Here is a 24,529-nt window from a genome sequence, read left to right as displayed (position 1 = left end):
GAAGACACAGATGCTGGAACTGGAAGAACTCGTACGAGACTTCGGCGATCACCGTGCCGTCGACCAGGTGTCCTTCCGGGTGTCCAGGGGCCGGTTGACCGGGTTCGTCGGCGGGAACGGCGCGGGCAAGACCACCACCATGCGCATGATCATGGGCGTACTGGCCACGAACCGCGGCGAGATCCGCTGGGACGGCGCCCCCGTCACCGCCGCAGACCGCAGGGACTTCGGGTACATGCCGGAGGAGCGGGGCCTCTACCCCAAGCAGACCGTCCTCGGCCAGCTCGTCTATCTGGCCCGGCTCCGTGGCCAGGGCAACGCCGAAGCCCGCCGTCACACCCTCGAACTGCTCGAACGCCTCGGACTCGCCGAGAAGAGCCAGTCCCGGCTGGAGTCCCTGTCCCTGGGCAACCAGCAGCGCGTGCAGATCGCGGCCGCCCTGCTCGGCTCCCCCAAACTGCTCGTCCTCGACGAGCCCTTCTCCGGACTCGACCCGCACGCCGTCGACACGATGGCCGAGCTGCTGCGCGAGTACGCCGCCGCCGGCATCCCGGTGCTGTTCTCCTCACACCAGCTCGACCTGGTCGAGCGGCTCTGCGACGACCTGGTGATCATGGCCTCCGGCCACGTCGTGGGCAAGGGCACCGCGGACGAACTCCGTCACCGCGACAGGCCCCGGTACCACCTGGTCACCGGCGCGCCCGCCGGCTGGGCCCGCGACGTCCCCGGCGTGACCGACGTCGAGGAACTCCCCGACGGAGCCCGCGTCGAGCTGGCCGCCGACGCCGATCCCGGCGAACTGCTGACCCAGGCCCTCGGCCGGGGAGCCGTGCACGCCTTCACCCCCCTCGTTCCCAGCATCGCCGACGTCTACCGGGAGATGACCTCCGCATGAGCACCGTGACCTCGAACCCCGCACACCGGGCCGAGACGTCGCCCGGCCCGAAGGGCACGCCGACGGCTCCCGGAACCGCGTCCCGTACGGCCACGCAGGCCTCCTGGCGGATCGTCGCCGCCCGCGAGATCTCGGTGAAGCTCACCAACCGCGGCTTCCTGGTGTCGACGCTGGTCACCCTCGCCCTGATCGTGGGCGCGCTCGGGCTCCAGCTCTACCTGGCCGACTCGATGGGGAAGATCACCGTCGCGGTGGCCGACCAGCAGTCCGGCCGGATCGCCGGCCAGGCCGAGGCGCTGGCCGTCCGGGCCGACCAGGACGTCGAGATCACCGTCCGGCAGCAGCCGTCCGCCGGCCAGGTGCGCGAGACCGTACGGTCCGGCGAGGCCGACGCCGGGCTGCTGTTCGAGGGCGGGCGCTGGGTCCTGCTCGGCGACACCGGGCAGAACGACATCGCCGCCACCTGGATCGGCGCCGCGGTGCAGACGAACGCCCTCGACCGGAACGCGCAGGCCGCCGGCACCAGCCTGGGCGCCCTCAGTGAGGGGGCGGAGGTCAAGCACGTCCTGCTCTCGGCCGACAAGACGCCCGAGGGCGCGGTCCGGATGACGACGTACTTCTTCGGCTTCCTCTTCTATCTGGCCGCGGTCCTGCTCGGTGCCGCGCTGGCGACCAGCGTCGTGGAGGAGAAGCAGAACCGCATCGTCGAGCTCATCGCCAGCTCCGTACCGCTGCGGTCCCTGCTCGTCGGCAAGATCGTCGGCTCCACGCTTCTGGCGCTCGCGCAGATGGCGCTGTTCTGCCTGGTCGGCGTCGGCGGCCTGATGTTCACGGGCGAGCAGGAGTTCCTCGCCGACATCAGCTCGGGCCTGGGCTGGTTCCTCGTCTTCTACGTCGTCGGCATCGCGGTCCTGGCCTGCCTGTTCGCCGCCGCGGGCGCGCTCGCCACCCGGAGCGAGGACATCCAGTCCACCACGACGCCGGTGAACGCGATCACCGCGCTCGTGTTCATCCTCGGCGTCACCGTGTCCGGCGGTGTGCGGGAGATCCTCTCGTTCATCCCGTTGACCTCGACCGTCACCATGCCGGCGCGCGTCCTGGCAGGAGAGACCGCCTGGTGGGAGCCGGCCGCCGCGCTCGTCGTGTCGATCGCCGCCGCGGTGTTCATCGTCGGGGTGAGCGGCCGCGTGTACCGCAGGGCGCTCCTGCAGACCGACCGCAAGCTCTCGTTCCGCCAGGCCATGAAGCTGACGGACTGACCCTCCCGCACCAACGGAACCGCCGGTCACACACGCCGGCACAGCCAGAAACCCAACCCCCCACGGAAGGAAAACCCATGACCGCCTCCCGCTCCACCACCACCCTCGCCGCCCTGCTGGCCGTCCTCGCCGGCGCCGAGGTGGCGCTGTTCGCCAGCGACGCCGCCGACGGTGTCCGCTACGGCGTCGGCGCCGCTCTCGCCGTCGGGATCCTCGTGGTGGTCGCCCGGCTCGCCAAGAGCGGCGACTCCCACTGACGGGCCCCCGCCCGTGTCCGGGGCCGGCCGGCCCGCCGTTCAGCCGGCCCCGGACTCCCCTCCCCCCCTTCCCTTCCTCATGCGGAGCCGTCCATGAACTCCCTCCACCAGGTGTCGATCACCGGTCCGTCCGGGGCGCCGCCAGAGACGGCAGCGATCCGTTTCGTATCCCTGCTCCCGGCCGGATGGCATGCCGAGGTCGACGGGTTCCAGGAGAATCTCGCCCGCCTCCACCTCACGGCCCCGCCCGGAACCACCACGTCCGAGGCCACCCGGACCGCCACCGACATCCTGTCCCAGCCCGGCCTCCAGGGCTGGCACCTCGCCGACGAGTGACACCCGGGCCGGTCGGCCCCCAGCACCTGATCTTCACGGAAGGTTCACAAGTTTGCTAAGTTGACCGCTGCGTGCGCGACTTCCACCGATCAGCAGGTGTTCCCGTGCGCTTTCGGACGGAAGGAGCGCCCTTTCCATGGCGTCGGAACGAACCTCGCGCCCCGAAGTGACCGACTTCGCGAACAAGGCCGACTCCGTTGGCGAGTGAGGGTGAGGGCCCGAGCCCTGACGAGGTCCAGCGGTGGGTCAACAAGCTCTACGACCGGGCCGAGAGCGACACGGGCAGATACAACGCGACCCGCGCCGCCTCGATCCCGCGCCGGCGGAGCGCGGTCACGCGTGGCCAGTCCCAGGAGGACGTGGAGCCCGCGGCCGGAACCTTTGCCCGCAAGTGGTTCGACTCCGCCCGTGCAGCGTTGGGCCCGATCGTGCCGGCGAGGCTGCCGGACAGCCGGTTGCCGGCCCGTCCCGAGCGCGCACCCGAGTCCGTGCGACCCGTGCGCCCGGCGGAACGTCCCGCGGAACCCCTCGCCCTCGAAGCACCCAAGCAGCCCGAGCCGCCCAAGCCGCTCACCGGTGTCGCGCGGGAGCTGACCATCGGAACAGCTCAGCCACCCGCCACGGGGTCCCTTCCGGAGATCCCCGCCCAGCGTGTCGCACCGGCTCTGCCGGGCGAGTCCCGCAGGGACGAGAGCGCCTGGCCGGGTGATGTACTGCCGGTCCTCGGCGGCGACGCGGCGGCATGGCCGCTGTACGAACCCGTACCGGCTCCCGTACCGGCTCCCGCCCTGGAGCCCAGCCCCCTGTCCGGGCCGCAGCTCACCATGACGCTGCCCACCGTCCCGGACCCCACCACGGCTCCTCACTACGCCTCCGCTCCACCGGCCGACCTGACCACCACGGCCTACGACGCGGGCCTCCCGGAGTTCTGGACGTCTGCCGTGGCAAGTCCGACTCCGACTCCAACCACGGCTCCCGCTCCGGCAGCCCCCACCGAGCCGGCCGCCGCACCCGCCTCCTCGGCTGGGTTCACCCCCGCCCCCTCCACGACGTTCGCCCCCGGCGCCTACGGCGGACCCTGGCCGTCGCCGGACAGCGGCCACCGCACCCGGGCCGAGCGAGTGATCGCCTTCGCCCGGGCCCAGGCAGGCAGGCCCTGCGTAACGGGCGCGGTCGGGCCGGGATCGTACGACGCCCCCGGCCTCACCCAGGCCGCGTGGAAGGCCGCCGGCGTCACGCTTCCCCGGACCACCCAGGCCCAGTGGGAAGCGGGAACGCAGGTCTCGCTCGCTGACGCCCAGGTCGGAGATCTGGTCTTCTTCCACGACGACCTCGGCCACGTCGGCATCTGGAGCGGCGACGGCATGATGATCCACGCCCCGGGTCCCGGAGCGCTCATCCGTGAGGAGTCGGTGTTCTTCGCCGGCCAGTCGGCGATCAAGGGCGCGATCCGCCCGGCCTAGTCCAGGGACCCGGAGGTGGGAATTCCGGGGGTGCGTTGGTATCAACGGTGATGGAATCGTGCCGGGCCTCGCTGGGGAGAATCGTTGAGCGCGCGCATCCTGGTCGCCGAAGACGACGAAAAACAATCTCGTCTCATCCGGATTTATCTGGAACGGGAAGGCAACGCCGTACAGGTCGTGGCCGACGGCAGGGCGGCGCTGGAACGGGCGCGTTCGACGGCGCTGGATCTCATCGTTCTCGATGTGATGCTGCCCCTCGTCGACGGCCTTGACGTATGCCGCATTCTGCGTGCCGAGGCCTCCGAGGTGCCGATTCTGCTGCTGACCGCCCGCAGTACCGAGGAGGACATGCTTCTCGGCCTCGATCTGGGGGCCGACGACTACCTCACCAAGCCCTACAGTCCCCGCGAACTCACCGCGCGGGTACGGGCGTTGCTGCGGCGCTCCAGGAAAGGCGGCGCGGCCGGGAGCGAGGTGCTGCGGGTCGGCGCGGTCGAACTGGACACCGCACGCTTCGAGGTCCGGGTGGCGGGCCGTCCGGTGGCGCTGACCTCCAAGGAGTTCTCAATCCTGGAGGCTCTGGCCCGCAAGCCGGGGCGGGTGTTCACCCGGGCCCAGATCATCGAGAGCGCCTTCGGCTACGACAGCGATGTACTCGAGCGCACGGTGGACGCCCATGTGCGCAACCTGCGCCGGAAGCTGGGGGACGACCCGGCCCGGCCACGCCATCTGGAGACCGTGTACGGCCGGGGGTACCGCCTGCTGGACGGCTCGGCCCCCAGCTGATCAGTCGGCCTCGGCCTCTGCGTCGGCCCGCGGCCGGGCCGTGGACAGCGCGACGGTGAAGGTCGTGCCGACGCCGACCGTGCTCTCCACGTCGATCGTCCCCTGGTGATCGGTCACGATCTGGCGGGCGATGGACAGCCCCAGGCCACTCCCTCCGGTGGCGCGGCCCCGGGCCGCGTCCGCCCGCCAGAAGCGGTTGAAGAGCTGCGGCAGGTCCTCGGCGGGTATGCCCTTGCCGGTGTCCCGTACCTGAATGATCGCGAGATCGCCGCTCCGGACCAGGGCGAGTGTCACCGTGCCGCCCGGGGCCGTGGCCCGCAGGGCGTTGCCGACCAGATTGCCGACGACCTGACGCACACGGTCGGCGTCGGCGACGACGTACACAGGCTGCGGCGCGTCCAGCCTCAGCGCGACACCCGCCGCGTCGGCCTGGGCGCGGTGGGCCGTGCCGGCGGCTTCGAGGAGCTCGCGCAGGTCGACGCGCGCGCGGTGGTAGGTGAGCGCACCGGCCTCGGCCAGCGCGAGAACCTGCAGGTCGTCCACGATCCGCTGCTGCAGCAGTGCCTCCTCGTGGAGGGAGTCGAGCAGCTCGGGGGTCGGTTCGACGATCCCGTCCCGCAGGGCCTCCAGATAGCCGCGCAGATTGGCCAGCGGGGTGCGCAGCTCGTGGGCGATGTCACCGGTGAGGCGGCGCTGGCGTTCCTCGCCGGCCTGTATGGAGTCCGCCATCCGGTTGAAGGCACGGCCGAGTTGGGCGATCTCGTCCCGGCCGGAGACGGGGACCCGCCGCCCCAGGTCTCCCTCGCCCAGCCCCCCGGCGGCCAGGGTCATGGCACGGACCGGGCGCAGCACGGCCCGGCTCAGGAGCAGGGCGCCGAGCACGGCCGCGAGGGCGACGCCGCCGGCGACGGCCACCGTGGGTGCCGCGGCCAGGGTGGGCGGGGACTCGTCCCGGACGCCGAGACGGATCTCCAGGCGGGGCGGGGCGGCGGAGCCCACGCGCTCGTTGAACACCCGCTGCAGGCAGGCGACGAACTGCCGCTCGGACTCGCATGTCCTGATCGCCTCCAGGTCCCGCGCGGTCCGCGGGTCCGGTTCGCCGGTCGGCTCCTGGCACTGTTCCGGCCGGCGCTCCGTGCGGATCCGCGGCACGCCGGTGTCGTCCGGCCAGGCCGTCACCTCGGCGCCCGCCCGGGTCAGACAGGCCGCGTACGCCGCTTCGGCGCGGTACTGGGCGATCGCTGTCGCCGTCAGCTTCATCGAGGTCCGCGGTAACTGTCCCGCGGGGATCCGCAGGAGGGGACGCGGGTCGACCAGCACCGGCGGCTGGCTGCTCACCGGGCGGGGGGCACGGCCCCGGAGCGCGTCGGAGTCGGCGAGCAGGACGCCGTTCTCGGTGGCGACCCGGATGCGCTGGCCGGTGTCCTCGGCCAGGCGGCTCACCGTCGGCGGGAGGCCCTCCCAGGTGGCGTGCGCGACCCCGTACGCGCGGAGGTCGCCGGTGATCCGGGAGACCTCCTGCCGTCCCGCGGTGACACTCTCCTGGACCTGGCGGTTCGCCTGACGCAGGGTCAGCCAGGCAGTGGCGGCGGTGGCCGTCATCGCGACCAGCATCAGCAGGCCGAGTACCCGGAGCCGGAAGCTCATCGCTTGGCCAAGAAGGCCGCAGCCGCAGAGTGGCGCATTGTCGCTCGTGGCATTTTCGGTCCCCCGTCGACAGAAATCGGACAGTTGTGGGCGGAATTCTTTCTTCAGGATTTTTGTGACTGCGATTGTACTGACGCCATTTGCACACCGATTGATGCAGTGGTGGCTGTTTTGCCCAGGTGCCACACGGTGCCCGGGGAAGCAGTGCCAACAGAAAATGGATTCATTGGGGGTACAGAAATGAAGCGTCGAATCGCGGCTGTCGTACCTGCTCTTGCGGCGGTGGCCATGGCCGTCCCGCTCGCCCTCTCCACCCCGGCCACCGCGGCCGCCTCCTGCGGCAGGACCGCCTCCGACCTGGACAGCAGCGCCTGGAACAGGACGGCCAGCGGCGCCAACGAGAGAAGCGGATCCAGCACCAACTGCGCCAGCAACGGCATCGCCTACAACACCCACCGTCTCGACTACCACTGCTACACGCGCATCGGGAACACCAGCGAGACCTGGACGTACCTCCGTAACGACACCACCGGTACGACCGGCTGGGTCCGCGACGACCTGCTGAGCGACGGCGGCAGCCTCACTTACTGCGGCTTCTAGTACGCCCGCCGGCACTCCCGCGGGAGCGCTGAGCAGGCCGGACTCATAGTGCGTCAGGGGCGGTCTCACCGAGGCCGCCCCTGACCTCTGCGACGGGCGGGCCGCTCAGGAGCCGGACAGGGCCTCCGTCGGTGACAGCCGGCTCGCCCGTACCGCCGGATACAGTCCGGCGATCATGCCGATGACGAGGGTGCAGCCGATCCCCGCCGCACTCGCCCACACCGGGACGACCGTCGGCCACTCGCGGCTGAGGGCGTAGACCGCCGTGATCGCGGTCCCCAGCACCGTCCCCCCGAGGCCGCCGATGAGCGACAGCAGCAGCGACTCCGTCACGAACTGGGTCCTGATCTGGCCGCGGGTCGCCCCCAGCGCCCGGCGCAGGCCGATCTCCGGGCGCCGCTCCAGGACCGAGATGACCATCGTGTTGCCGACCCCCACGCCACCGACGAGCAGGGCCACGCCACCGAGGCCGAGCAGCAGCCCGGTCAGCGCCGACTCGGTGGCCTCGCGGGCGGCGAGCGCGTCGGAGGGCCGGGAGACGCTGACCTGGCCCGGTTTCTCCGGGTACGCCGTGGCCGGCAGCACGGCCCGAACCTCCGCGACCTGGCTGTCCTCGGCGCGGACATAGACCGTGGACGGATGGCCGTCGAAGCGCAGGTACGTCCGGGCAGCCGGCCGGCCGACCAGCGCCGCGCTGTCGAGCTCCGGCGCGAGCGGTACGGGATCGAGGACGCCGACGAGGGAGAACCAGCGGCCGCCGAGCCAGACCCGGGTCCCCGGCGTGTACACGTCGAGCCGCCCGGCGGCCGTGGAGCCGAGCACGACCGCCGGGTACTTCTCGGTCGCGGAGTCCAGCCAGCGGCCTCGGCGGACGTGGCCGCCGACGGCCGGCAGCAGGTCCCTGTCGGCCGCGAGGACCTCGAGGGAGCCGGTGCGGCCGACGGCGATGTGCTCATTGCGGTAGATGTGGGCGGCGGTCGCGCCGGTGGCGGCGACCTGCCGCACGGGCGGGATGCGGCCGATCATCGCGACGGCCTCGTGGGGCAGCTTGGCCTCGGTGCCGTCGAGCGCGTCGCCGGGGGCGACCCGCAGCAGGTTGGTGCCGAGCGCGTCGAGCCGGCGGTCCACCTCCGACCGGCCGGAGCCGGAGATCCCGACCACCGCGATCATGGCGGCGACGCCGATCGCGATCCCGAGCGCGGAGAGGAAGACCCGCAGGGGACGGGTCCGCAGCCCGGTCCCGCCGAGTCGCACGATGTCCTGGGGATGGAGGCGGGCGGCCCGCAGCCCGCCGTCCGTGCCGGCGGCGGCACCGCTCGCCCGTCCGCGGCCCCGTCCGGCGCGCCTGCGAGGGCCGGACGGCGGGGTGGGTGGGGCGTCGTCCATGGGGAGGCCGTTCGTCGTACCGTCGGTCATCGGACCGCCTCGTTCGGCGCGTCCGTGGTCGTGGTGTCCGCCTCACCCCTCGCGTCGGTGGTCGTGGTGTCCGCCACGGTCGTGGTGTCCGCCACCACGCGGCCGTCGCGCATCTCGATACGGCGGGGCAGCCCGGCCGCGATCTCCCGGTCGTGGGTGATGATCACGACGGTGGTCCCGGCGGCGTGCAGCTCGTGCAGCAGACCGAGTACGGCCTCCCCGGAAGCGGAGTCCAGGTTGCCGGTCGGTTCGTCCGCCAGCAGGACCGCCGGTTCGCCGATCACCGCCCGGGCCACCGCCACCCGCTGGCGCTCGCCGCCGGACAGCTGGTGCGGCAGGTGGTGGACGCGGTGACTGAGGCCGACGCGTTCCAGCGCCACCGCCGCCCTGGCCCGGCGGCGGCGCAGCGGTACCCCGGCGTACAGCAGCCCGTCGGCCACGGAGTCCAGGACCGGAACCCCTACGGCCAGATGGAACTGCTGGAAGACGAAGCCGATCCGGGTGGCCCGAAGCGCCGACACCTCACGGTCCGTCAGCTTCGCCACGTCGTGGCCGTCGACCAGCACCCGCCCGGCGGAGGGCCGGTCGAGGCTGCCCATGAGGTTCAGCATGCTGGACTTGCCCGAGCCCGAAGGGCCGACGACCGCGACGAGTTCGCCGCGCCCGATGCGTAAGGTCACGTCCCGTACCGCCGCCACACCACCGGGGTACGTCTTGGAGACCCCGTCGAACTCCACGACCGCCGACGCCGCGCTCACTCGGGGATCCTCACCTTCATGCCCTCGCGCACCGCGCTTCCGCTCACTTCCACCCGGCCGTCCGCGAAGAGCCCGGTCTTCACCGCGACGAACCGGCCGTCCGCGGTCTCCAGGCCGTGGCCGCCCTCGGCCAGGGCGACCAGGGCGGCGACCGGGACGGTGAGGACGTCCGCCCGTTCCCGCCCCACGTACTCGACGGTGACCGGCGCGCTCTCCAGCCTTCCCACGGACTTCTGGTCCTTGACGGTGATGGTCACCGGAACCGTCGGTGCCCCGGAGCCTCCCTCCCCGCCTCCCTCCTCGGGGTCGGTCGCCTTCTTCCCCACCGAGGCCACCTCGCCCTTCACCGATGTCCCGTCGGGCAGCCCGATCGTGACAGCGGCGCCGCGCACGGCCCAGGAGTCCTCCGCCGCCGAGGCGTTGACGACGACCTTCCGGGACGTACCGGTGTACGTGAGGACGTCCTCGGTGACCGCCGAACCGAGCCGGACACCCGCGTGGCCGATCCGCACCTTGCCGGCGGAGTAGACGATGTCCCCGACGCCGACCGTGCCGGTCTGAGGAAGCCCGAGGGATTTCTGCCAGCGCTTGACCGCGCGGGCGGTGACGTCGGTGAACTCCTCGTCGATCGTGAAGCCGGTGTAGCCGAGAGCGGCGAGATTGCTCTCGAACTGCAGGACGTCCATCCCGCGCAGAGTGCTCCTCGCCCCTCCTGTCCCTGCCGTCCCTCCTGCCCCGACGTCGGCCGGCGCCGGGGATCCGGAGGGGGCCGGGGCCTCGGAGGTGCCGTCCGCGCGGCCCTGGGCGTCCCGCGTGCCCTGGGCGTCCCCCTCGTTCCCGGCGTCTTGCCGGGTGCCCGGGGTGCCCTGTCCGGTGCCCGTGGTCAGGCCCAGGTCCCGGTACATAGGCAGGGTCCCGTACAGCAGCACCACCGGCCGGTCGTCGACGCGCAGCAGAGTGCCGCCGCGCTCCACCGTCCTGCCCTCCGTGGGCAGCCAGGTCACGGTGCCCGTCGACTTGACCGGCAGCGGTATCTCAGTGCCATATCCCAACTGGCCGTCCACCGTGGTGCGTTCGGTCAGTGTCGCCCGGGTGACCGGGACGGTGGAGCCTGAGCGGGGCGGGGCGGAGGAGTCGTCCTGCCCCCCGCCTCCGCCGAGGCCCAGCGCACCGACCACGGCGACGGCCGCCACGACGACCAGAGCCGAGGCCACCAGGACCGTACGCCGTCCGTGCCGCCCGCGCGGCGGCGGTGCGGGAGCCGCCCCGCGCTCGTGATCGGTCTGCGTGACCGTCTCCGTCATCGTCAGCCCTTGCCCGCGGGCTGGTCCGCCGGGTCGCCGATGATCGGAGCGCAGACACGGGTGGCACGCTTGGCTCCCGCCGACGTCTGGTCCCACTCGGAGCCCTGCGCGGTCCCGTCGGGGCCGGGATCGGGGAAGTCGGGGGCGCCCTTCTTCTGCATGCAGTCGGCGTATTCCCGCTTGACCTTGATCTGCTCGGGGGTGAGCTTGGGCTGGTTGGCGTTCTCGAGGCTCTCGGGGACGGCCGCCACGAGCGAGGCGCACTTCTCGGAGGCGTTCAGGAACTTCGTGTCCTTCTTCAGCGCCGCGTTGTCGCCGAAGTCGACCTGCCCCTTGGCGTCCGGGTCGGGGGCGTCGACCCCGTTCTTCCGCAGGCACTTCACCCACTCGCGCTGGGCGTTCACGTACGCGGACACGTCGTCGCCACCGCCCGGGGCGGCCGCCTTGCCGGACGCCGAGGACGCCTTGTCGCCGCCGGCGGTCGGGACCTTCGGAGCGTCGCCCTCGCCGCCGCAGCCGGCCAGGGTGATGGCCATGACCGACGCCGTCACCACGGCCATCAGCACCCGGTTCGTCCTCATCGGTTCTCCCGCCTCCTGTCGGGCCCGACCGCGGGCGCGGCGGGCAGCCCGACCGTAGGCCGGAGGTGATGAAGAACCTTTGAAGAACCTGTTACCCGGTCATGCGGCCGCGCTGCGGGCGGGGCTCGACGTCACGGCCGCCGTCGACTCGCTCGGGGAAGGTGATGTCACGAAGCCAGGCCCCGCAGCCGAACGGCGGCCTCCTGGAGAACGTCGTCCTTCTTGCAGAAGGCGAAGCGGACCTGGCCGCGGCCGGCGTCGACGTCGTCGTAGAAGACCGAGTTGGGGATGGCGACGACGCCGCAGCGCTGGGGGAGGGCGCGGCAGAAGGCGTAGGCGTCCTTCTCGCCGAAGGGGGTGATGCCGGTGGTGATGAAGTATGTGCCCTTGGGCTGGTAGACCTTGAACCCGGCCGCCCGCAGGCCGTCTGAGAGCAGGTCACGCTTGCGCCGCAGGTCGGTACGGAGGCCGTCGAAGTACGAGTCCGGCAGCCCGAGCGCCTCGGCGATCGCGTACTGGAACGGGCCCGCCGAGACGTACGTCAGGTACTGCTTCGCCGAGCGCACGGCCGTGACCAGCTCCGGGGCAGCCGTCACCCAGCCGACCTTCCAACCGGTGAACGAGAACGTCTTGCCGCTGCTCGAAATGGTCACCGTGCGCTCGCGCATCCCCGGGAACGTCGCCAGCGGCACGTGCTCGGCCTCGTCGAAGACCAGGTGCTCGTACACCTCGTCCGTCACCACGAGCAGATCCCGCTCCACCGCCAGCTCGGCGATCGCGGCCAGCTCCTCACGGGTGAGGACCGTGCCGGTCGGGTTGTGCGGGGTGTTGATCAGCAGCAGACGGGTGCGGTCGGTGACGGCGTCGCGCAGCTCGTCGAGGTCGAGGCGGAAGCGGCCCTCGTCCTCGTGCGCACGCAGGGTGACCGGCACCCGGCGCCCGCCCGCCATGGCGATGCACGCCGCGTAGGAGTCGTAGTACGGCTCCAGCGCGATCACCTCGTCACCGGGCTCCACCAGCGCCAGCAGCGAGGCCGCGATGGCCTCCGTGGCCCCGGCGGTGACCAGGACCTCGGTGTCGGGGTCGTAGGCCAGGCCGTAGTACCGCTGCTGATGGGCGGCGATCGCGGCACGCAGCTCGGGAACACCGGGACCCGGCGGGTACTGATTCCCGCGCCCGTCCCGCAACGCCCGTACGGCCGCCTCCCTGACCTCCTCGGGCCCGTCGGTGTCGGGAAAACCCTGGCCGAGATTGATGGCGCCGGTGCTCAGAGCCAGGGCGGACATCTCGGCGAAGATCGTCGTCCCGAACTCGGCGAGCCGACGATTGAGGAGGGGGCGCGCACTGGAGGTCATGCCGGCCATCCTGCGCCGAAGCTCTGGACTTCCTCAACCCACCTTCGCCGGTGGCCACCTGCGGCGATGTTCCAGGCACCCTCTCTGACCTGCGGGTGGTCAGTCGACGTCTGTCATCGTCGGTCAACGTCGACCCCCCTCGCACGGCCCAGGGACGGCCCGGGACTCACCCACGAAGGAGGGACTCGGCCCCCGGGAAACCCGTGGTCAGGGAGGCCCCGCCCAGGGGCGGCCGGACGCGGTTGCTCTGGTTGCGGTACTCCGCTGCTGTACAGGAGCGAGGCATCGTCGCCCCTAGTGGAGCCGGAGTGTTGTCACAGCCACTTGTTAGATTGCCTGGTGGATAGAGACCGGTCAGAGAACCTTCGAGGTCCGCGGTCAAGAGGGGCGGGCATAAAGGTCCCCGGGAGCCACCTCGGGACTATGTTGCAGGCCGTAGATCCCCGCCCCTCTCATCCTCCATGAGGCCAGCGGTCGGCCCCCCACTGAACGGCGGTGCCGGGGGAACTCTCCCCAATGTCCCCAGGTGAGCTGCGGCGATCGGCGCTCTCAGCGTGGTTCACGTGCCCGTGGGCGCACCATGCCTGATAAGGGCAAGGTCCGGCCTCATCCTTATCAGGTCGATCGAGGTGGTCTCTCGACCGTGATGAACGTCCGCTGAGCCCTGTCCAGCTGCCGCCGAGGTTCGGCGTTGATCGGCGCCGTACGCCGTTGTTGGTGTCAGACGTTGGTGTCAGACGGCTTGCGCACCCTTGACAGTCTGGCTTTCACCGTCTGCTCACTCCGGGTGTGGCAACTCGTGCGGAAGTTCGCAAGCGTCCTGCTCCAGGTGCAGGTGACGGAGTTCTCGCAGCTCGGCGACGGGGAAGGGGTGCTGCATCCACTTCTTCCGATATCCGTCTTCGCCGTGCAAGCGCAGAACATCTTGCGCCGCTTCCACGACTACGTGAGCGAAGGCTGTGCGCGGCTGCTCTGAGCTCCACAAGAGGACGCCGTCATCGTCCGGCAGGTCGAAGCTCTTGAACATGTCGGGGAATCGGTAGATGCCGATCTCGACCCTTGTCTCACGGCTGCTGAGGACCCACCTCATCTCTGCGGGTTCCAGGTCGAACGAGAACCGCTGAGTAGCGTCAGGGCCGTACAACCCGGCAACGCCAACAAGCAGGTCAGCAAGAGCGTTGGTGCAGTAGCTCGGATCATCCCTGTGCTCCGCCCGACCATCGGTGATTCGGTACGTTGCCCAACCTGCTCCGGTCAGACTCCAACTGAACTGGAGATCACTCGACATCTGGCCCCTCCCCTGATCGTCTGCGGAGACCGTACATACCCTCCCTGACCCACCACTCTCCCCAGCTCCCATCCCGTCCGCCGTCGACCCACACGTCTGTGGAGCGGGCGTGGTTCATGGCGTCCAGGTGGAGCGCGCCACTGTACGAACGACCTGGACGCCATGGGCCGCGTCTGCTCGGCTCTGCCTGGGTCGATGGCGGACGGGACGGGAGCTCCCCGCGCACGCCACTACGGGCCCGCGGCCGGGAACGGTGCCCCCTCCATCCCGGTGCCGGCCGATCCCCCGCCGGAGGCACTGTTCTGACCCGCGGGCGTCATGTGCGGTGATCGACTCATGGCTACCGGCCCTATCCACGTGTGGGCGCGCGTCGGCGCAGCGCGGGCGGAGCGGGCCGAAGGCAGGAGCGGCGCCGGAGCGGAGCCGGGAAGCGCGCCCGGCGGAGCGGAGCGCAGCCGGGGCTTGAAGTAGGGAAAGTGCAGAACGAAGCTCAGGGCGGACTGTTGCCCGCCTTGGCATCACGTGCCAGGGCGGGCAGCAACGTCAGCTGGCATGAGTCGGCCAGTGAAGCCTTCGACGCACAGCCGCTCAAAGGCGGCTACGACGGTGGCTGGTACGTCCTGCTCGATGGCCAGACCCAACCCCGGGAAGACGAGCACTCGTTGCAGGGCGCCCACAATCATGTCGATCACGATGCGAGCGTCGCCGATGGAGCCGGCGTACTCCTCCAAGCCCATCGGTGTGGACGCGCACACCACTTCGACCTCAGGCCAGAGCTTCCGCATCATGCCGTACGAGCGCCGCTCCTCGTAGGGCTTGCTCACGAGCAGGACGGATGAGACCTTGATGCCGGCCTCTGCCAACACCGCCTTCGAGAACTCGATGTTCTCGCCGGTGTTCGTGGCGCGCGGTTCCAGGAGTACCGCGGACTCGGGCACCCCGAGCTGCAAGGCCCGCTCGCGGTAGTGCACAGCCTCACCGCGCGGCATGCGTGCCCGGGTCGTGGGGCTCGTGGCCCCCGTGAAGACGATGACCGGCGCCATGCCCCGGTGGTACAGCTCCGCTGTCACGTCAGCCACGCCGAGGTCGTGGCTGCCCAGTCCCACCGCCGCCGAACACGGCCGTGGGTCATGGTGCATGAAGTGGTAGTCCCACAGGAGTCGAGCATCCGCCCATGCTTGTGCCGAGATCATTCCTGTCACTTCCTGCCCTGTGCCGAGTCGGGAACCTTGAAGTCGTATCTCCCACGCGAAGTGAGAAGCCGAGTGAATGCCCACCGCGAACTCAACCACCGTGCCATCTGCGGGGAGCTGCAGGAGCTGCACCTCGGCCGTTGTCGGGACGCGGGCGAACAGGGCCTCTCTCATGTGGTCGATCTCGTAGCCGGCGTCGTAGAGGACCGGTATCCGCCGCCACGGCCGGCAGGGCCCGGGGTGGGATCTACTTCAAGCGCATCCACGTCCACGGACAGCCGTGCCTCGGACGTCCCGGCTTCATGCGGCGCGAGCGCGCTCGCTGTCAGCGGCTACTCACACGCGGCGTTCAGCCGGTGGCTGTAGGTCGTCTCGCATCAGCCGTTGCAGAGCATCCAGGTTCGCGAAGAACGGTCGTATGGCCTGCTGATACTGAGGTGAAGCGAAGTCCATGCCGTCCTCGGCGAGGATGTCGCGGGCGGCTCGCAGTTGCTCGTACACCGACTCAGCGGCCTGGTGGACGTGGTCAGGCGCAGCCAAGGCCACTTCTCGCAAGACGGACTTCGCATCCGAGTATTGCGGGTCGCTGAGAAAGGCATCGTGGATCGCCTGTCGTCGTGCGGGCCCGGCTTCGCCTCGGGCAGCCGCGACGGTCATACGGCTATGGGCTTGAGCCAGGGCAGTCAAGAACCGCGCATAGGCGGCTCGTTTTGCATCCGCCCACCGTTGATCTCTTTCCCGCCGGGAGCGGAAGACATCGGTGATCAGCGTTGCCCCGATCCCGAATAAAGCACCAGTTGCGGCAACCCCCAGAGTCCCCCACTCCATGTACGCAGAGTACGAGCCCTGTCACCGCGAGTCCAGATGGCCTTAACCAGAGCGACACCGGCCCGCACCCATCGCGACGAAGGATGGCCCGCTCACCTCAGTGAACAGGGTCGCCCTCGTTATTCGCCCCCCTGCGGGTCAACCGCGCCTCTGTACAGGCCAGGAGTCGTTCCCTCGACCGAACCCTCTGAACTTCCTCAACTCTGCTTTGGGGCATCAGAGCGCCGGGCATCCCCTGTTCACGCAAGAGCGAGGCGCCCACGGGGGGTCGCTTCGGGGGAAGGAAAGGAGGGTGACGTCATGGTTATCGGCATCATCCTGGCTGTGATCGCGTTCATCCTGGTCGCCGTGCTGGTGTCCGCGGTCCGCAGGGGCGGATCCGCGCGGTCGGGGCGGCGTGGGTCGTGGGCGTCCTCCGGTTCCGCGAGCAGCAGCGGCGGCGGCAGCTGGTGGGTCGGCGGGGGAGACTCCGGCTCGTCCGGCGGGTCGTCGTGCAGCAGTGGCGGTTCGTCCTGCGGAGGAGGGTCGTCCTGCGGTGGGGGCGGTGGTGGTGGGGGCTGCGGCGGCGGAGGCAGCTGACGGCAGTCGGCTTGCCTTCCGCACGGGAAGGCGCACCAACCGAACGCGGGGTCCGCACCTGAGCGACCCCGCGTTTCCCGTGCGGCGGATCCGTCGAACGTCTGTCGGGTGACTGGGTGAGGTCTCAGGCAACTTCGCATGCCTGTAGGACAAGCGCGTCCATGGGACGGCGTACTCGGGCGTGACTCCGGCAACTGCGCTTGTCAAAAGGGCTTTTCGGGGGGCCCTGCCGGGATCGGGCGCCTGTTCGTCGCGGCTTCGGGCGGGAGTGTCGGCGCACCGGCGCACGCCTCACCGTCACCGGCGCACGCCGTAGTTGAACAATTGAGCTGTAGAGCCCCCTGAGGGATGGAAACCCTACGAACTTGGGTAAAAACGCTGTGACGGCGCCACGGTTCATGATTCCCTCTAACCCACCGACGCAGCTCCTCGGACGCCCTGCGGACACCTCCCTGAAACCGGCCGACTGGGCTGACCCGGGCCGACATCCCCCGGAGCGACCGGGGCGCAGCGGACCCATCTCCCTCTCCTTGTGTGCTTGCGGAGCCGATCCATGCTCACGACCCTGAACACCTCCTACACCGACACGCGCGCGGCCGATCTCGCCTGGGCGCTGGGGCGCGAGCCGCTGCCCGCACTGGCCGCACTGGACCTCGAACTGACCGGCGCCAAAATGCAGTTGAGGCTCCTCGGCGCCTCCCACCAGGTCCTGCTGGAGGAGGAGCGGGGCATCTGCTCGGAGACGGTGGCCTGCATCCCGGGCAGCAGCACCCCGCTTCCGCTGGGCGTCGCCAAGCGGGTGGGCGACTGGGAGTACGAGTTCGCCGCCCGGGTCGAGGTCCTCTCGCCCGGATCCTTCGAGGGCCGCGCCCAGGAGTTGCTGGCCCTCGTCTCCGACCACCCGCACGGCCTCGCGGGCGTCTTCCCCGGCAGCCCGCACGCCTTCACGGCACTGCTGGCCCAGCATCACGAGGGGCAGGTGCACTGGCGGACCTGGCACGCGTACCCGCAGGACGGCCAGTTGGTGGCGACCCGTACGAGAGTCGGCGTACGGACGCCGGCGGCTGCCGCCGCCGCCAACTGAGGGCAGGGGGCGGGGCCGTACGAGGCAAACCCGTCTCGTGCCGACACCGGCCCCCTGTAAACCAGCACCACACGTGTGGGTGACGAACCGCAGTCGAGACGTGACGTAACGTCGCACCGTGATCGAGCCGCACGCGCCCGCCCCGCCCGGTTCCCCGCCGCCCCGGAGCGCCCCGGGCGGCCCCGGCGGCCCGGCGCCGCTGCCCGTCCGGCCGGGCACCGGACGGTTCCTGGTCCTCGCGGGCGTGTTCGTCTGTGCGGCCTGCGGACTCGTGTACGAACTCGAACTCGTCGCCCTCGCCTCCTACTTGATGGGCGACTCCGTCACGCAGGCGTCCGTCGTGCTGTCCGTCATGGTCTTCGCGATGGGCATCGGCTCCCTCGCCGCGAAGCGGCTGCGCGGACTCGCCGCGGCCGGATTCGGCGCCGTCGAGGCCACGCTCGCGCTCGTCGGCGGCTGCAGCGCGATGGCCCTGTACGCCGTGTTCGCCTGGACCGGCGACTGGGGCGGCATGTGGGCGAGCGGCCCCCGCTGCCTCCTGGTCGCCTTCTCCCTCGCCACCGGGCTCCTCATCGGCGCCGAGGTCCCGCTGCTGATGGAGCTGATCCAGCGCATCCGCCGCCAGGACGCGGGCGGGGCGGTGGCCGACCTGTTCGCCGCGGACTACGTCGGTGCCCTCGTCGGCGGCCTCGCCTTCCCCTTCCTCCTGCTGCCGTTCTTCGGCCAGCTCACCGGCGCGCTCCTCACCGGCGCCGTCAACGCGGTCGTCGGCGGGGCGCTGGTGCTCGGGCTGTTCCGCCGGGATCTGACCCGGCGCGCCCGCTGGCTGCTGCTGCTCGCCAACGCGCTCGTGCTCGCGATCCTCGCCTCGGCCGCCGTCCTCGTCGACGACTTCGAGCGGGCCGCCCGGCAGGCGATGTACGGCCATGACGTCCGCGTGGCGCTGCGCACCGGCGTCCAGGAAGTCGTCCTCGCCGGCGGCACACACGGCCGGCCCCTCGCCCTCTTCCTCGACGGCCGGCTCCGGGTCAGCGGACACGACGAACTCCGCTACCACGAGGCCCTCGTCCACCCCGCCATGACCGGGCCGCACGCGCGCGTGCTGATCCTCGGCGGCGGTGACGGACTGGCCGCCCGCGAGGTGCTGCGCCACCCCGGGGTGGACCGGGTCGACATCGTCGAACTCGACGCCGAGGTGGTACGGCTGGCCCGCACCGACCCGGGTCTGTCCGCGCTGAACCGGCACGCCTACGGTGACCCGCGCGTGCACGTGACGATCCAGGACGCCTTCGGCCGGCTGCGCGAAGCGCCACCGGCGGCGTACGACGTGGTCGTCTCGGACCTGCCCGACCCGGGGATCACGGCGAGTACGAAGCTGTACTCCGAGGAGTTCTACGGCCTCGCGCGGCGGGTGCTGGCCCCCGGTGGCCGGCTCGTGGTGCACGCCGGGCCGGTCGCGGCCGGGCCCCGCGTGTACTGGACGGTGGACTCCACCCTGCGCTCCGCCGGCTTCCGCACCGCCCCGTACGCCGCGGGCGGCCGCCGCACCGGCTTCGCCACCGGCCCCGACCGCACCCCCACCGACCACTCCCGGACCCCCCGCGACTGGGGCTTCCTCCTGGCCGCCCGCACGGACCCCCGGCCCCGCCTCGCCCCGGACGGGCCGCGCCCGCGGACCCTCACGGAGGCGTCCCTCGCGGCGGGGGAGCGGGCGGCGCGCGGGACGCGGATCGCGGGGCTGCCGGCGTCGACGCTGCCGCATCCGCGGTACTGAGGGGGCGGGCGGCGGAGGATACGCCGGGCGGACCCGGATCCGGAGGGAATCCGGGAGGTGGAGGTGCGTTCTGGTCCGTGCTGGGTAAAGTCCGTCCACATGGAGCACGAGGTGTTCGTTCCGGTTCCGGCCGAGCGGCTCAGGGAGGTGCTGGACGACCCCGCGCGGGTCGCCCGGGTGGTTCCCGGGCTCCAGCAGGACGCCGGCGCCGAGCCCGTCACCGGGCGGCTGAAGATCCGGGTCGGCAGTCACTCCGTCACCTACCGGGGTGCCGTACGGGTCTCCCGGCGGGACGACGGGGCCTACGCCGTGGAGGGCGAGGCGGAGGAGTCGCGCGGCAGCGGCTCGGTCAAGCTCGCGCTGCGGATCGCCCTGCGGGAGGCGGAGGACGGCTGCACCGTCGTCTTCGACGGCACAGCCTCGGCGGACGGACGGATCAAGGACCTGCCGGCCGACGCCGTCGAGAGCGCCGTCGCCCGGCTGCTGAACCGCTTCGCGGAACACCTGGCCGACGCGGCACCGAATACGACCACGTCCCTCGCCACCCAGGACTTCGAACCCCGGGCGACAACCGACCACGAAACGACCCCGGACGCGGACGATGAGCCTGTGCCTCCGGCGGGGGCCGACGAGAGCTCCACACCGGCCCCCGATGACGAGCCCCCGGCCCCGGCCCCCGATGACCAGCCCCCGGCCCCCGAACCCCCCGTCGGCCGGTCCGCCGAAGGGGCTGAAGGGGACGAGGACGCCGAGTCCATCGCCGAGGCGGCGCATGCGCGGCGGACGATGATCGGGCGGAGTGCCGAGGAGGTCGATCACGCGCCGCCGCGTGGGCGGTACGCGCCGGTGCCCGCGCCGCAGACCGTGTCGCCCCCGGCGCCGCTGCGCTGGGCGGCGCCCGCGGCGGCGCTGGCGGTGGCGTCGGCCATCGTCGCTGTGCGGGCCCTGCGCCGACGGCGCTGAAACGTCCCGGACCGCACGGTGCCCTCTTGATCACCGCAGTAGGGTCGTCCCGTGAGTGACGAAGACATCACGCTGACCGCGGGCGACGCGGAGGTGACCGTGCAGCCGGGCAACGGCGGCCGGGTCGGAGGGCTGCGGATCGGCGGCGTGGAGGTGCTGCGGCAGGGGGAGCGGTTCGGCTGCTTCCCGATGGTGCCCTGGTGCGGCCGGGTCCGCGACGGCCGGTTCCTGGACGGCGCCGCCGTACGGCAGATGCCGCTCAACGCCCCGCCCCACGCCATCCACGGCACCGTCCGCGACCACGCCTGGCGCACCGCCCGCACGAGCACGGACGAGGCCGTCCTCACGTACGAGCTGGTCGACCCCTGGCCCCACCCGGGCCGGGTCACCCAGGTCGTCGCCCTCGCCGAGGACGCGCTGACGCTCACCATGTCCGTCGAGACGTACGACTCGTCCTTCCCGGCGCAGATCGGCTGGCACCCCTGGTTCAACCGCAACCTGGGTGGCGAGGACGTACATCTCGACTTCGAACCCGCCTGGCAGGAGGAGCGCGGCGACGACCACCTGCCCACCGGCAACCGCCTCGACCCGAAGCCCGGCCCCTGGGACGACTGCTTCGGGATGCCCGGCGGCGTCGACGTCACCCTGACCTGGCCCGGGCAGCTGGAGCTGAAGGTGGCGAGCCGCGAGGAGTGGGTCGTCGTCTACGACGAGCAGGAGGCCGCCGTGTGCGTGGAGCCGCAGACCGGCCCGCCCAACGGCCTCAACACCATGCCGCGCCTGGTCACACCCCTGGAGCCGCTGGAGGCCACCACGACCTGGAGCTGGAGCCGCCTCTAAGCTGGGCGCCATGACGGACACACGCGGCGCGCTGCTGCAGCAGATCAAGGACAAGGCCGTGGTGCACGGCAAGGTGACCCTGTCATCGGGTCTGGAGGCCGACTACTACGTCGACCTGCGCCGGGTCACGCTGGACGGCGAGGCCGCGCCGCTGGTCGGGCAGGTGCTGCTGGATCTGACGGCGGAGCTGGACTTCGACGCCGTCGGCGGGCTCACCATGGGCGCCGACCCCGTCGCCGCCGCCATGCTGCACGCCGCCGCCGCGCGCGGGAAGCGCCTGGACGCCTTCGTCGTCCGCAAGGCCGCGAAGGCCCACGGCCTGCAGCGGCGCGTCGAGGGCCCGGACATCGCGGGCCGCCGTGTGCTGGTCGTCGAGGACACCTCCACCACCGGCGGCTCCCCGCTCACCGCCGTAGAGGCCGTGCGCGAGGCCGGGGCCGAGGTCGTGGCCGTCGCGACGATCGTCGACCGGGCGACCGGCGCCGCGGAGAAGATCCAGGAGGGCGCCGGGGTGCCGTACCTCTTCGCCTTCTCGAAGGACGAGCTCGGGCTGGACTGACCGGGACCTGACCGGGGGACCTGACCAGGGCGTGGACGGTGGCCTGGACCTTCCGGCCAAGTCTGGAAAGATGGGGCCGACGATGACGTCGCATCCCAAGGTCTAGGTCAGGGCCGTAAAGAACGCAGAACGCAGTACCCCAACCCGCAGATACAAGGAGCGGACGCATGCCCATCGCAACTCCCGAGGTCTACAACGAGATGCTGGACCGGGCGAAGGCAGGAAAGTTCGCCTACCCGGCCATCAACGTGACCTCCACCCAGACCCTGCACGCGGCCCTGCGCGGTTTCGCTGAGGCGGAGAGCGACGGCATCGTCCAGATCTCCACGGGTGGTGCCGAGTTCCTGGGCGGTCAGTTCAACAAGGACATGGTGACCGGCTCGGTCGCCCTGGCCGAGTTCGCGCACATCGTCGCCGAGAAGTACCCGGTGAACATCGCGCTGCACACCGACCACTGCCCGAAGGACAAGCTCGACGGGTACGTACGTCCGCTGCTGGCGCTCTCCCAGAAGCGCGTCGAGGCCGGTCTGAACCCGCTGTTCCAGTCCCACATGTGGGACGGTTCCGCCGAGACCCTGGCCGACAACCTCTCCATCGCGCAGGAGCTGCTGGAGATCGCCCGCGCCGCCAAGATCATCCTCGAGGTGGAGATCACCCCGACCGGCGGCGAGGAGGACGGTGTCTCGCACGAGATCAACGACTCCCTCTACACCACGGTCGACGACGCGATCCGCACGGTCGAGGCCCTGGGCCTGGGCGAGAAGGGCCGCTACCTGCTGGCCGCGTCCTTCGGCAACGTGCACGGCGTGTACAAGCCGGGCAACGTCGTCCTCCGCCCCGAGCTGCTGAAGGAGCTGAACGAGGGCGTCGCCGCCAAGTTCGGCAAGGCTGGTTCTCCGGGGCCCTTCGACTTCGTCTTCCACGGCGGCTCCGGCTCCACCGCCGAGGAGATCGCCACCGCGCTGGACAACGGCGTCGTGAAGATGAACCTCGACACGGACACCCAGTACGCCTTCACCCGCCCGGTCGCGGACCACATGCTCCGCAACTACGACGGTGTCCTGAAGGTCGACGGCGAGGTCGGCTCCAAGAAGACCTACGACCCGCGCACCTGGGGCAAGCTGGCCGAGGCGTCCATGGCCAAGCGCGTCCTCGAGGCCTGCGGCAACCTCCGCTCCACCGGCACGAAGATCAAGTAAGGCCCCGTTCTCGCGGCTTTCCCGCGGCTTGAGCCCGGCACCTCCTGTGGTGCCGGGCTCTTCCGTATGCTCCCTGCATGCCCGATGTCCGGCTGGCCTCCCCGCAGGGCCGATGGATCCTGCTCACCACCGTCCTCGGCTCCAGCATGGCCCTGCTGGACTCGACCGTCGTCAATGTCGCGCTGCCGCGCATCGGCCGGGACCTCGACGCGAACCTGTCCGCCCTGCAGTGGACGGTCAACGCGTACATGGTCACGCTGGCCGGGCTGATCCTGCTGGGCGGGGCGCTGGGGGACCGGTTCGGGCGCCGGAAGGTGTTCGTCGTCGGCGTGGTGTGGTTCGCGGTCGCGTCCCTGCTGTGCGGGATCGCGCCGAACGCGGGTGTGCTGATCGCCGCGCGTGCGTTGCAGGGGGTGGGCGGCGCACTGCTCACACCCGGGTCGCTGGCGCTGATCCAGGCGTCCTTCCACCCCGACGACCGGGGCCGGGCGGTGGGTCTGTGGTCCGGCTTCGGCGGGGTCGGCGCGGCGATCGGGCCGTTCGTCGGCGGCTGGCTGGTGGACGGGCCGGGCTGGCGGTGGGTGTTCCTGCTGAACGTGCCGCTGGCGCTGGTGTGCGTACCGGTGGCGCTGCGCCATGTGCCCGAGTCGGGCGGTGACGAGGCCCGTGGCCGGTTCGACGTACTGGGGGCGGTGCTGGGCGCGGTGGCGCTGGCGCTGCTGACGTACGCGCTGATCGAGGCCGGTGGTGAGGGCGGTTGGCCGGTGGCCGTCTCGGCGGTGGCCGGGGTGGCCGCGGCCGTCGCGTTCGTGGTCGTCGAGCGGCGGCGGGCCGAGCCGATGATGCCGCCGGACATCTTCGCGTCGCGGCAGTTCACTGCCGTCAACCTCGTCACGCTGTGTGTGTACGCGGCGCTCGGCGGGTTCTTCTTCCTGGCCACGCTCCAGCTCCAGGTCGTCGTGGGCTACTCCGCCCTCGCCGCCGGTACGGCGCTGCTGCCGACGACCGTGCTGATGCTGCTGCTGTCCGCGCGGTCCGGGGAGCTGGCCGACCGGATCGGGCCGCGGATCCCGCTGACGGTGGGGCCGCTGCTGTGCTCCGTCGGGATGCTGCTGATGCTGCGGGTGGGGCCGGGGGCGTCGTACTGGGCCGATGTGCTGCCGGCGCTGGTGGTGCTCGGGGTGGGCATGGTCACGCTGGTCGCGCCGCTGACGGCGACGGTGCTGGGCTCGGTGAGCGTCGTACGGGCCGGGCTGGCCAGCGGCATCAACAACGCGGCGGCCCGGGCGGCGGGGCTGGTGGCGGTGGCGGCGCTGCCGCTGCTGGCGGGGATGGGGGAGGAAGCGTACCGGGAGCCGGCCGCTTTCGACACGGCGTTCGGCAAGGCGATGGGGTGGTGCGCGGGGGCGTTGGTGGTGGGGGCGGTGATCGCGTTCGCGGTGGTGCGGAGGCCGCCGCCGGACTGCAAGCGGCCGGAGTGCAGGACGTTCGGGGGTGTCACGTCGCCTCCGTTGGAGGGGGAGCCGGTGCGGAAGCGGTTGTCGTAGCAGCCGTTGTCGTAGGTG

General features: G+C 71.3%; 24 protein-coding genes and 1 pseudogene. 15 read left to right on the top strand and 10 right to left on the bottom strand.

The window, feature by feature from the left end; genetic code table 11:
* Nucleotides 1-10: 10 nt before the first annotated feature.
* From KJK29_RS17020 to KJK29_RS16995, 6 genes are all read left to right on the top strand, one after another.
* Nucleotides 11-895: an ABC transporter ATP-binding protein gene (locus tag KJK29_RS17020; protein WP_215120014.1), complete on the top strand. Its 885-nt coding sequence runs from the start codon at nucleotides 11-13 to the stop codon at nucleotides 893-895.
* Entirely contained in the window at nucleotides 892-2,154 is a 1,263-nt protein-coding gene (locus KJK29_RS17015; RefSeq protein WP_215120013.1) for an ABC transporter permease, read from the top strand. The genes KJK29_RS17020 and KJK29_RS17015 overlap by 4 nt, the downstream gene beginning before the upstream one ends.
* 77 nt (nucleotides 2,155-2,231) lie before the next feature.
* Nucleotides 2,232-2,411, top strand: coding sequence for a hypothetical protein (locus tag KJK29_RS17010; protein WP_215120012.1), 180 nt, complete (start codon nucleotides 2,232-2,234; stop codon nucleotides 2,409-2,411).
* Between the two features lie 93 nt (nucleotides 2,412-2,504).
* Entirely contained in the window at nucleotides 2,505-2,747 is a 243-nt protein-coding gene (locus KJK29_RS17005) for a hypothetical protein (protein WP_215120011.1), read from the top strand.
* Nucleotides 2,748-2,944: 197 nt separating this feature from the next.
* Nucleotides 2,945-4,210, top strand: coding sequence for a C40 family peptidase (locus KJK29_RS38855; RefSeq protein WP_251057830.1), 1,266 nt, complete (start codon nucleotides 2,945-2,947; stop codon nucleotides 4,208-4,210).
* A gap of 84 nt (nucleotides 4,211-4,294) precedes the next feature.
* The gene (locus KJK29_RS16995) at nucleotides 4,295-4,996 is read left to right on the top strand and encodes a response regulator transcription factor (RefSeq protein WP_215120010.1); all 702 of its coding nucleotides are present in this window, start codon (nucleotides 4,295-4,297) and stop codon (nucleotides 4,994-4,996) included.
* Here the strand turns inward: KJK29_RS16995 and KJK29_RS16990 are convergent, their stop codons facing one another.
* Nucleotides 4,997-6,643 (bottom strand): sensor histidine kinase, encoded by a 1,647-nt coding sequence (locus KJK29_RS16990; RefSeq protein WP_215120009.1) that lies wholly within the window; start codon nucleotides 6,641-6,643, stop codon nucleotides 4,997-4,999.
* A gap of 240 nt (nucleotides 6,644-6,883) precedes the next feature.
* Here KJK29_RS16990 and KJK29_RS16985 point away from each other — a divergent pair, with 240 nt between their 5' ends.
* On the top strand, nucleotides 6,884-7,243 hold the full coding sequence (locus KJK29_RS16985; protein WP_215120008.1) for an SH3 domain-containing protein: 360 nt from the start codon (nucleotides 6,884-6,886) through the stop codon (nucleotides 7,241-7,243).
* Between the two features lie 105 nt (nucleotides 7,244-7,348).
* Here the strand turns inward: KJK29_RS16985 and KJK29_RS16980 are convergent, their stop codons facing one another.
* From KJK29_RS16980 to KJK29_RS16940, 9 genes and pseudogenes are all read right to left on the bottom strand, one after another.
* A complete protein-coding gene (locus KJK29_RS16980; RefSeq protein ID WP_251057829.1) occupies nucleotides 7,349-8,659 on the bottom strand; it encodes an ABC transporter permease in 1,311 nt (436 codons plus the stop codon).
* The gene (locus KJK29_RS16975) at nucleotides 8,656-9,417 is read right to left on the bottom strand and encodes an ABC transporter ATP-binding protein (protein ID WP_215120007.1); all 762 of its coding nucleotides are present in this window, start codon (nucleotides 9,415-9,417) and stop codon (nucleotides 8,656-8,658) included. Before KJK29_RS16975 ends, KJK29_RS16980 begins: the two co-directional genes overlap by 4 nt.
* On the bottom strand, nucleotides 9,414-10,721 hold the full coding sequence (locus KJK29_RS16970) for a peptidoglycan-binding protein (protein ID WP_215120006.1): 1,308 nt from the start codon (nucleotides 10,719-10,721) through the stop codon (nucleotides 9,414-9,416). Before KJK29_RS16970 ends, KJK29_RS16975 begins: the two co-directional genes overlap by 4 nt.
* Nucleotides 10,722-10,723: 2 nt before the next feature.
* Nucleotides 10,724-11,302 carry a hypothetical protein gene (locus KJK29_RS16965; protein ID WP_215120005.1) on the bottom strand — a complete coding sequence of 193 codons (579 nt, stop codon included), beginning with the start codon at nucleotides 11,300-11,302 and terminating at the stop codon, nucleotides 10,724-10,726.
* A gap of 167 nt (nucleotides 11,303-11,469) precedes the next feature.
* Nucleotides 11,470-12,666 (bottom strand): pyridoxal phosphate-dependent aminotransferase, encoded by a 1,197-nt coding sequence (locus KJK29_RS16960; protein ID WP_215120004.1) that lies wholly within the window; start codon nucleotides 12,664-12,666, stop codon nucleotides 11,470-11,472.
* A 769-nt stretch (nucleotides 12,667-13,435) separates the two neighbouring features.
* The gene (locus KJK29_RS16955) at nucleotides 13,436-13,945 is read right to left on the bottom strand and encodes a hypothetical protein (protein ID WP_215120003.1); all 510 of its coding nucleotides are present in this window, start codon (nucleotides 13,943-13,945) and stop codon (nucleotides 13,436-13,438) included.
* Between the two features lie 518 nt (nucleotides 13,946-14,463).
* Nucleotides 14,464-15,138: a YdcF family protein gene (locus KJK29_RS16950; RefSeq protein WP_215120002.1), complete on the bottom strand. Its 675-nt coding sequence runs from the start codon at nucleotides 15,136-15,138 to the stop codon at nucleotides 14,464-14,466.
* Nucleotides 15,139-15,143: 5 nt separating this feature from the next.
* Nucleotides 15,144-15,389: pseudogene (locus KJK29_RS16945) on the bottom strand (hypothetical protein); the annotation flags it as partial.
* An 85-nt stretch (nucleotides 15,390-15,474) separates the two neighbouring features.
* On the bottom strand, nucleotides 15,475-15,966 hold the full coding sequence (locus KJK29_RS16940; RefSeq protein WP_215120001.1) for a hypothetical protein: 492 nt from the start codon (nucleotides 15,964-15,966) through the stop codon (nucleotides 15,475-15,477).
* Between the two features lie 300 nt (nucleotides 15,967-16,266).
* Here KJK29_RS16940 and KJK29_RS16935 point away from each other — a divergent pair, with 300 nt between their 5' ends.
* From KJK29_RS16935 to KJK29_RS16900, 8 genes are all read left to right on the top strand, one after another.
* Entirely contained in the window at nucleotides 16,267-16,545 is a 279-nt protein-coding gene (locus KJK29_RS16935) for a hypothetical protein (protein ID WP_215120000.1), read from the top strand.
* 553 nt (nucleotides 16,546-17,098) lie between these two features.
* Nucleotides 17,099-17,629 carry a DUF2617 family protein gene (locus KJK29_RS16930; RefSeq protein WP_215119999.1) on the top strand — a complete coding sequence of 177 codons (531 nt, stop codon included), beginning with the start codon at nucleotides 17,099-17,101 and terminating at the stop codon, nucleotides 17,627-17,629.
* A 118-nt stretch (nucleotides 17,630-17,747) separates the two neighbouring features.
* On the top strand, nucleotides 17,748-19,403 hold the full coding sequence (locus KJK29_RS16925) for a polyamine aminopropyltransferase (RefSeq protein WP_215119998.1): 1,656 nt from the start codon (nucleotides 17,748-17,750) through the stop codon (nucleotides 19,401-19,403).
* A gap of 99 nt (nucleotides 19,404-19,502) precedes the next feature.
* The gene (locus KJK29_RS16920) at nucleotides 19,503-20,366 is read left to right on the top strand and encodes an SRPBCC domain-containing protein (protein ID WP_215119997.1); all 864 of its coding nucleotides are present in this window, start codon (nucleotides 19,503-19,505) and stop codon (nucleotides 20,364-20,366) included.
* Nucleotides 20,367-20,417: 51 nt separating this feature from the next.
* Entirely contained in the window at nucleotides 20,418-21,206 is a 789-nt protein-coding gene (locus KJK29_RS16915) for an aldose epimerase family protein (protein ID WP_215119996.1), read from the top strand.
* A 10-nt stretch (nucleotides 21,207-21,216) separates the two neighbouring features.
* Entirely contained in the window at nucleotides 21,217-21,765 is a 549-nt protein-coding gene (gene pyrE, locus KJK29_RS16910) for an orotate phosphoribosyltransferase (protein ID WP_030245666.1), read from the top strand.
* A gap of 167 nt (nucleotides 21,766-21,932) precedes the next feature.
* On the top strand, nucleotides 21,933-22,964 hold the full coding sequence (fbaA, locus tag KJK29_RS16905) for a class II fructose-bisphosphate aldolase (protein WP_215119995.1): 1,032 nt from the start codon (nucleotides 21,933-21,935) through the stop codon (nucleotides 22,962-22,964).
* Between the two features lie 77 nt (nucleotides 22,965-23,041).
* Nucleotides 23,042-24,511, top strand: coding sequence for an MFS transporter (locus KJK29_RS16900; protein WP_215119994.1), 1,470 nt, complete (start codon nucleotides 23,042-23,044; stop codon nucleotides 24,509-24,511).
* The last annotated feature ends 18 nt before the right edge of the window (nucleotides 24,512-24,529 follow it).

It is taken from the genome of Streptomyces koelreuteriae, assembly GCF_018604545.1.
In the GTDB taxonomy this organism is placed as follows: domain Bacteria; phylum Actinomycetota; class Actinomycetes; order Streptomycetales; family Streptomycetaceae; genus Streptomyces; species Streptomyces koelreuteriae.
The sequence above is the reverse complement of the archived record's forward strand: the minus strand, read 5'-3'. Positions and strand labels throughout refer to the sequence as shown.

Excerpts from the sequence above, each read along its gene's own strand:
- KJK29_RS17020 (WP_215120014.1), top strand. The coding sequence starts at position 11 with ATGCTGGAACTGGAAGAACTCGTACGAGACTTCGGCGATCACCGTGCC.
- KJK29_RS17015 (WP_215120013.1), top strand. The coding sequence starts at position 892 with ATGAGCACCGTGACCTCGAACCCCGCACACCGGGCCGAGACGTCGCCC.
- KJK29_RS17010 (WP_215120012.1), top strand. The coding sequence starts at position 2,232 with ATGACCGCCTCCCGCTCCACCACCACCCTCGCCGCCCTGCTGGCCGTC.
- KJK29_RS17005 (WP_215120011.1), top strand. The coding sequence starts at position 2,505 with ATGAACTCCCTCCACCAGGTGTCGATCACCGGTCCGTCCGGGGCGCCG.
- KJK29_RS16990 (WP_215120009.1), bottom strand. The coding sequence starts at position 6,643 with ATGAGCTTCCGGCTCCGGGTACTCGGCCTGCTGATGCTGGTCGCGATG.
- KJK29_RS16985 (WP_215120008.1), top strand. The coding sequence starts at position 6,884 with ATGAAGCGTCGAATCGCGGCTGTCGTACCTGCTCTTGCGGCGGTGGCC.
- KJK29_RS16980 (WP_251057829.1), bottom strand. The coding sequence starts at position 8,659 with ATGACCGACGGTACGACGAACGGCCTCCCCATGGACGACGCCCCACCC.
- KJK29_RS16970 (WP_215120006.1), bottom strand. The coding sequence starts at position 10,721 with ATGACGGAGACGGTCACGCAGACCGATCACGAGCGCGGGGCGGCTCCC.
- KJK29_RS16965 (WP_215120005.1), bottom strand. The coding sequence starts at position 11,302 with ATGAGGACGAACCGGGTGCTGATGGCCGTGGTGACGGCGTCGGTCATG.
- KJK29_RS16960 (WP_215120004.1), bottom strand. The coding sequence starts at position 12,666 with ATGGCCGGCATGACCTCCAGTGCGCGCCCCCTCCTCAATCGTCGGCTC.
- KJK29_RS16955 (WP_215120003.1), bottom strand. The coding sequence starts at position 13,945 with ATGTCGAGTGATCTCCAGTTCAGTTGGAGTCTGACCGGAGCAGGTTGG.
- KJK29_RS16950 (WP_215120002.1), bottom strand. The coding sequence starts at position 15,138 with ATGATCTCGGCACAAGCATGGGCGGATGCTCGACTCCTGTGGGACTAC.
- KJK29_RS16940 (WP_215120001.1), bottom strand. The coding sequence starts at position 15,966 with ATGGAGTGGGGGACTCTGGGGGTTGCCGCAACTGGTGCTTTATTCGGG.
- KJK29_RS16935 (WP_215120000.1), top strand. The coding sequence starts at position 16,267 with ATGGTTATCGGCATCATCCTGGCTGTGATCGCGTTCATCCTGGTCGCC.
- KJK29_RS16930 (WP_215119999.1), top strand. The coding sequence starts at position 17,099 with ATGCTCACGACCCTGAACACCTCCTACACCGACACGCGCGCGGCCGAT.
- KJK29_RS16920 (WP_215119997.1), top strand. The coding sequence starts at position 19,503 with ATGGAGCACGAGGTGTTCGTTCCGGTTCCGGCCGAGCGGCTCAGGGAG.
- pyrE (WP_030245666.1), top strand. The coding sequence starts at position 21,217 with ATGACGGACACACGCGGCGCGCTGCTGCAGCAGATCAAGGACAAGGCC.
- fbaA (WP_215119995.1), top strand. The coding sequence starts at position 21,933 with ATGCCCATCGCAACTCCCGAGGTCTACAACGAGATGCTGGACCGGGCG.
- KJK29_RS16900 (WP_215119994.1), top strand. The coding sequence starts at position 23,042 with ATGCCCGATGTCCGGCTGGCCTCCCCGCAGGGCCGATGGATCCTGCTC.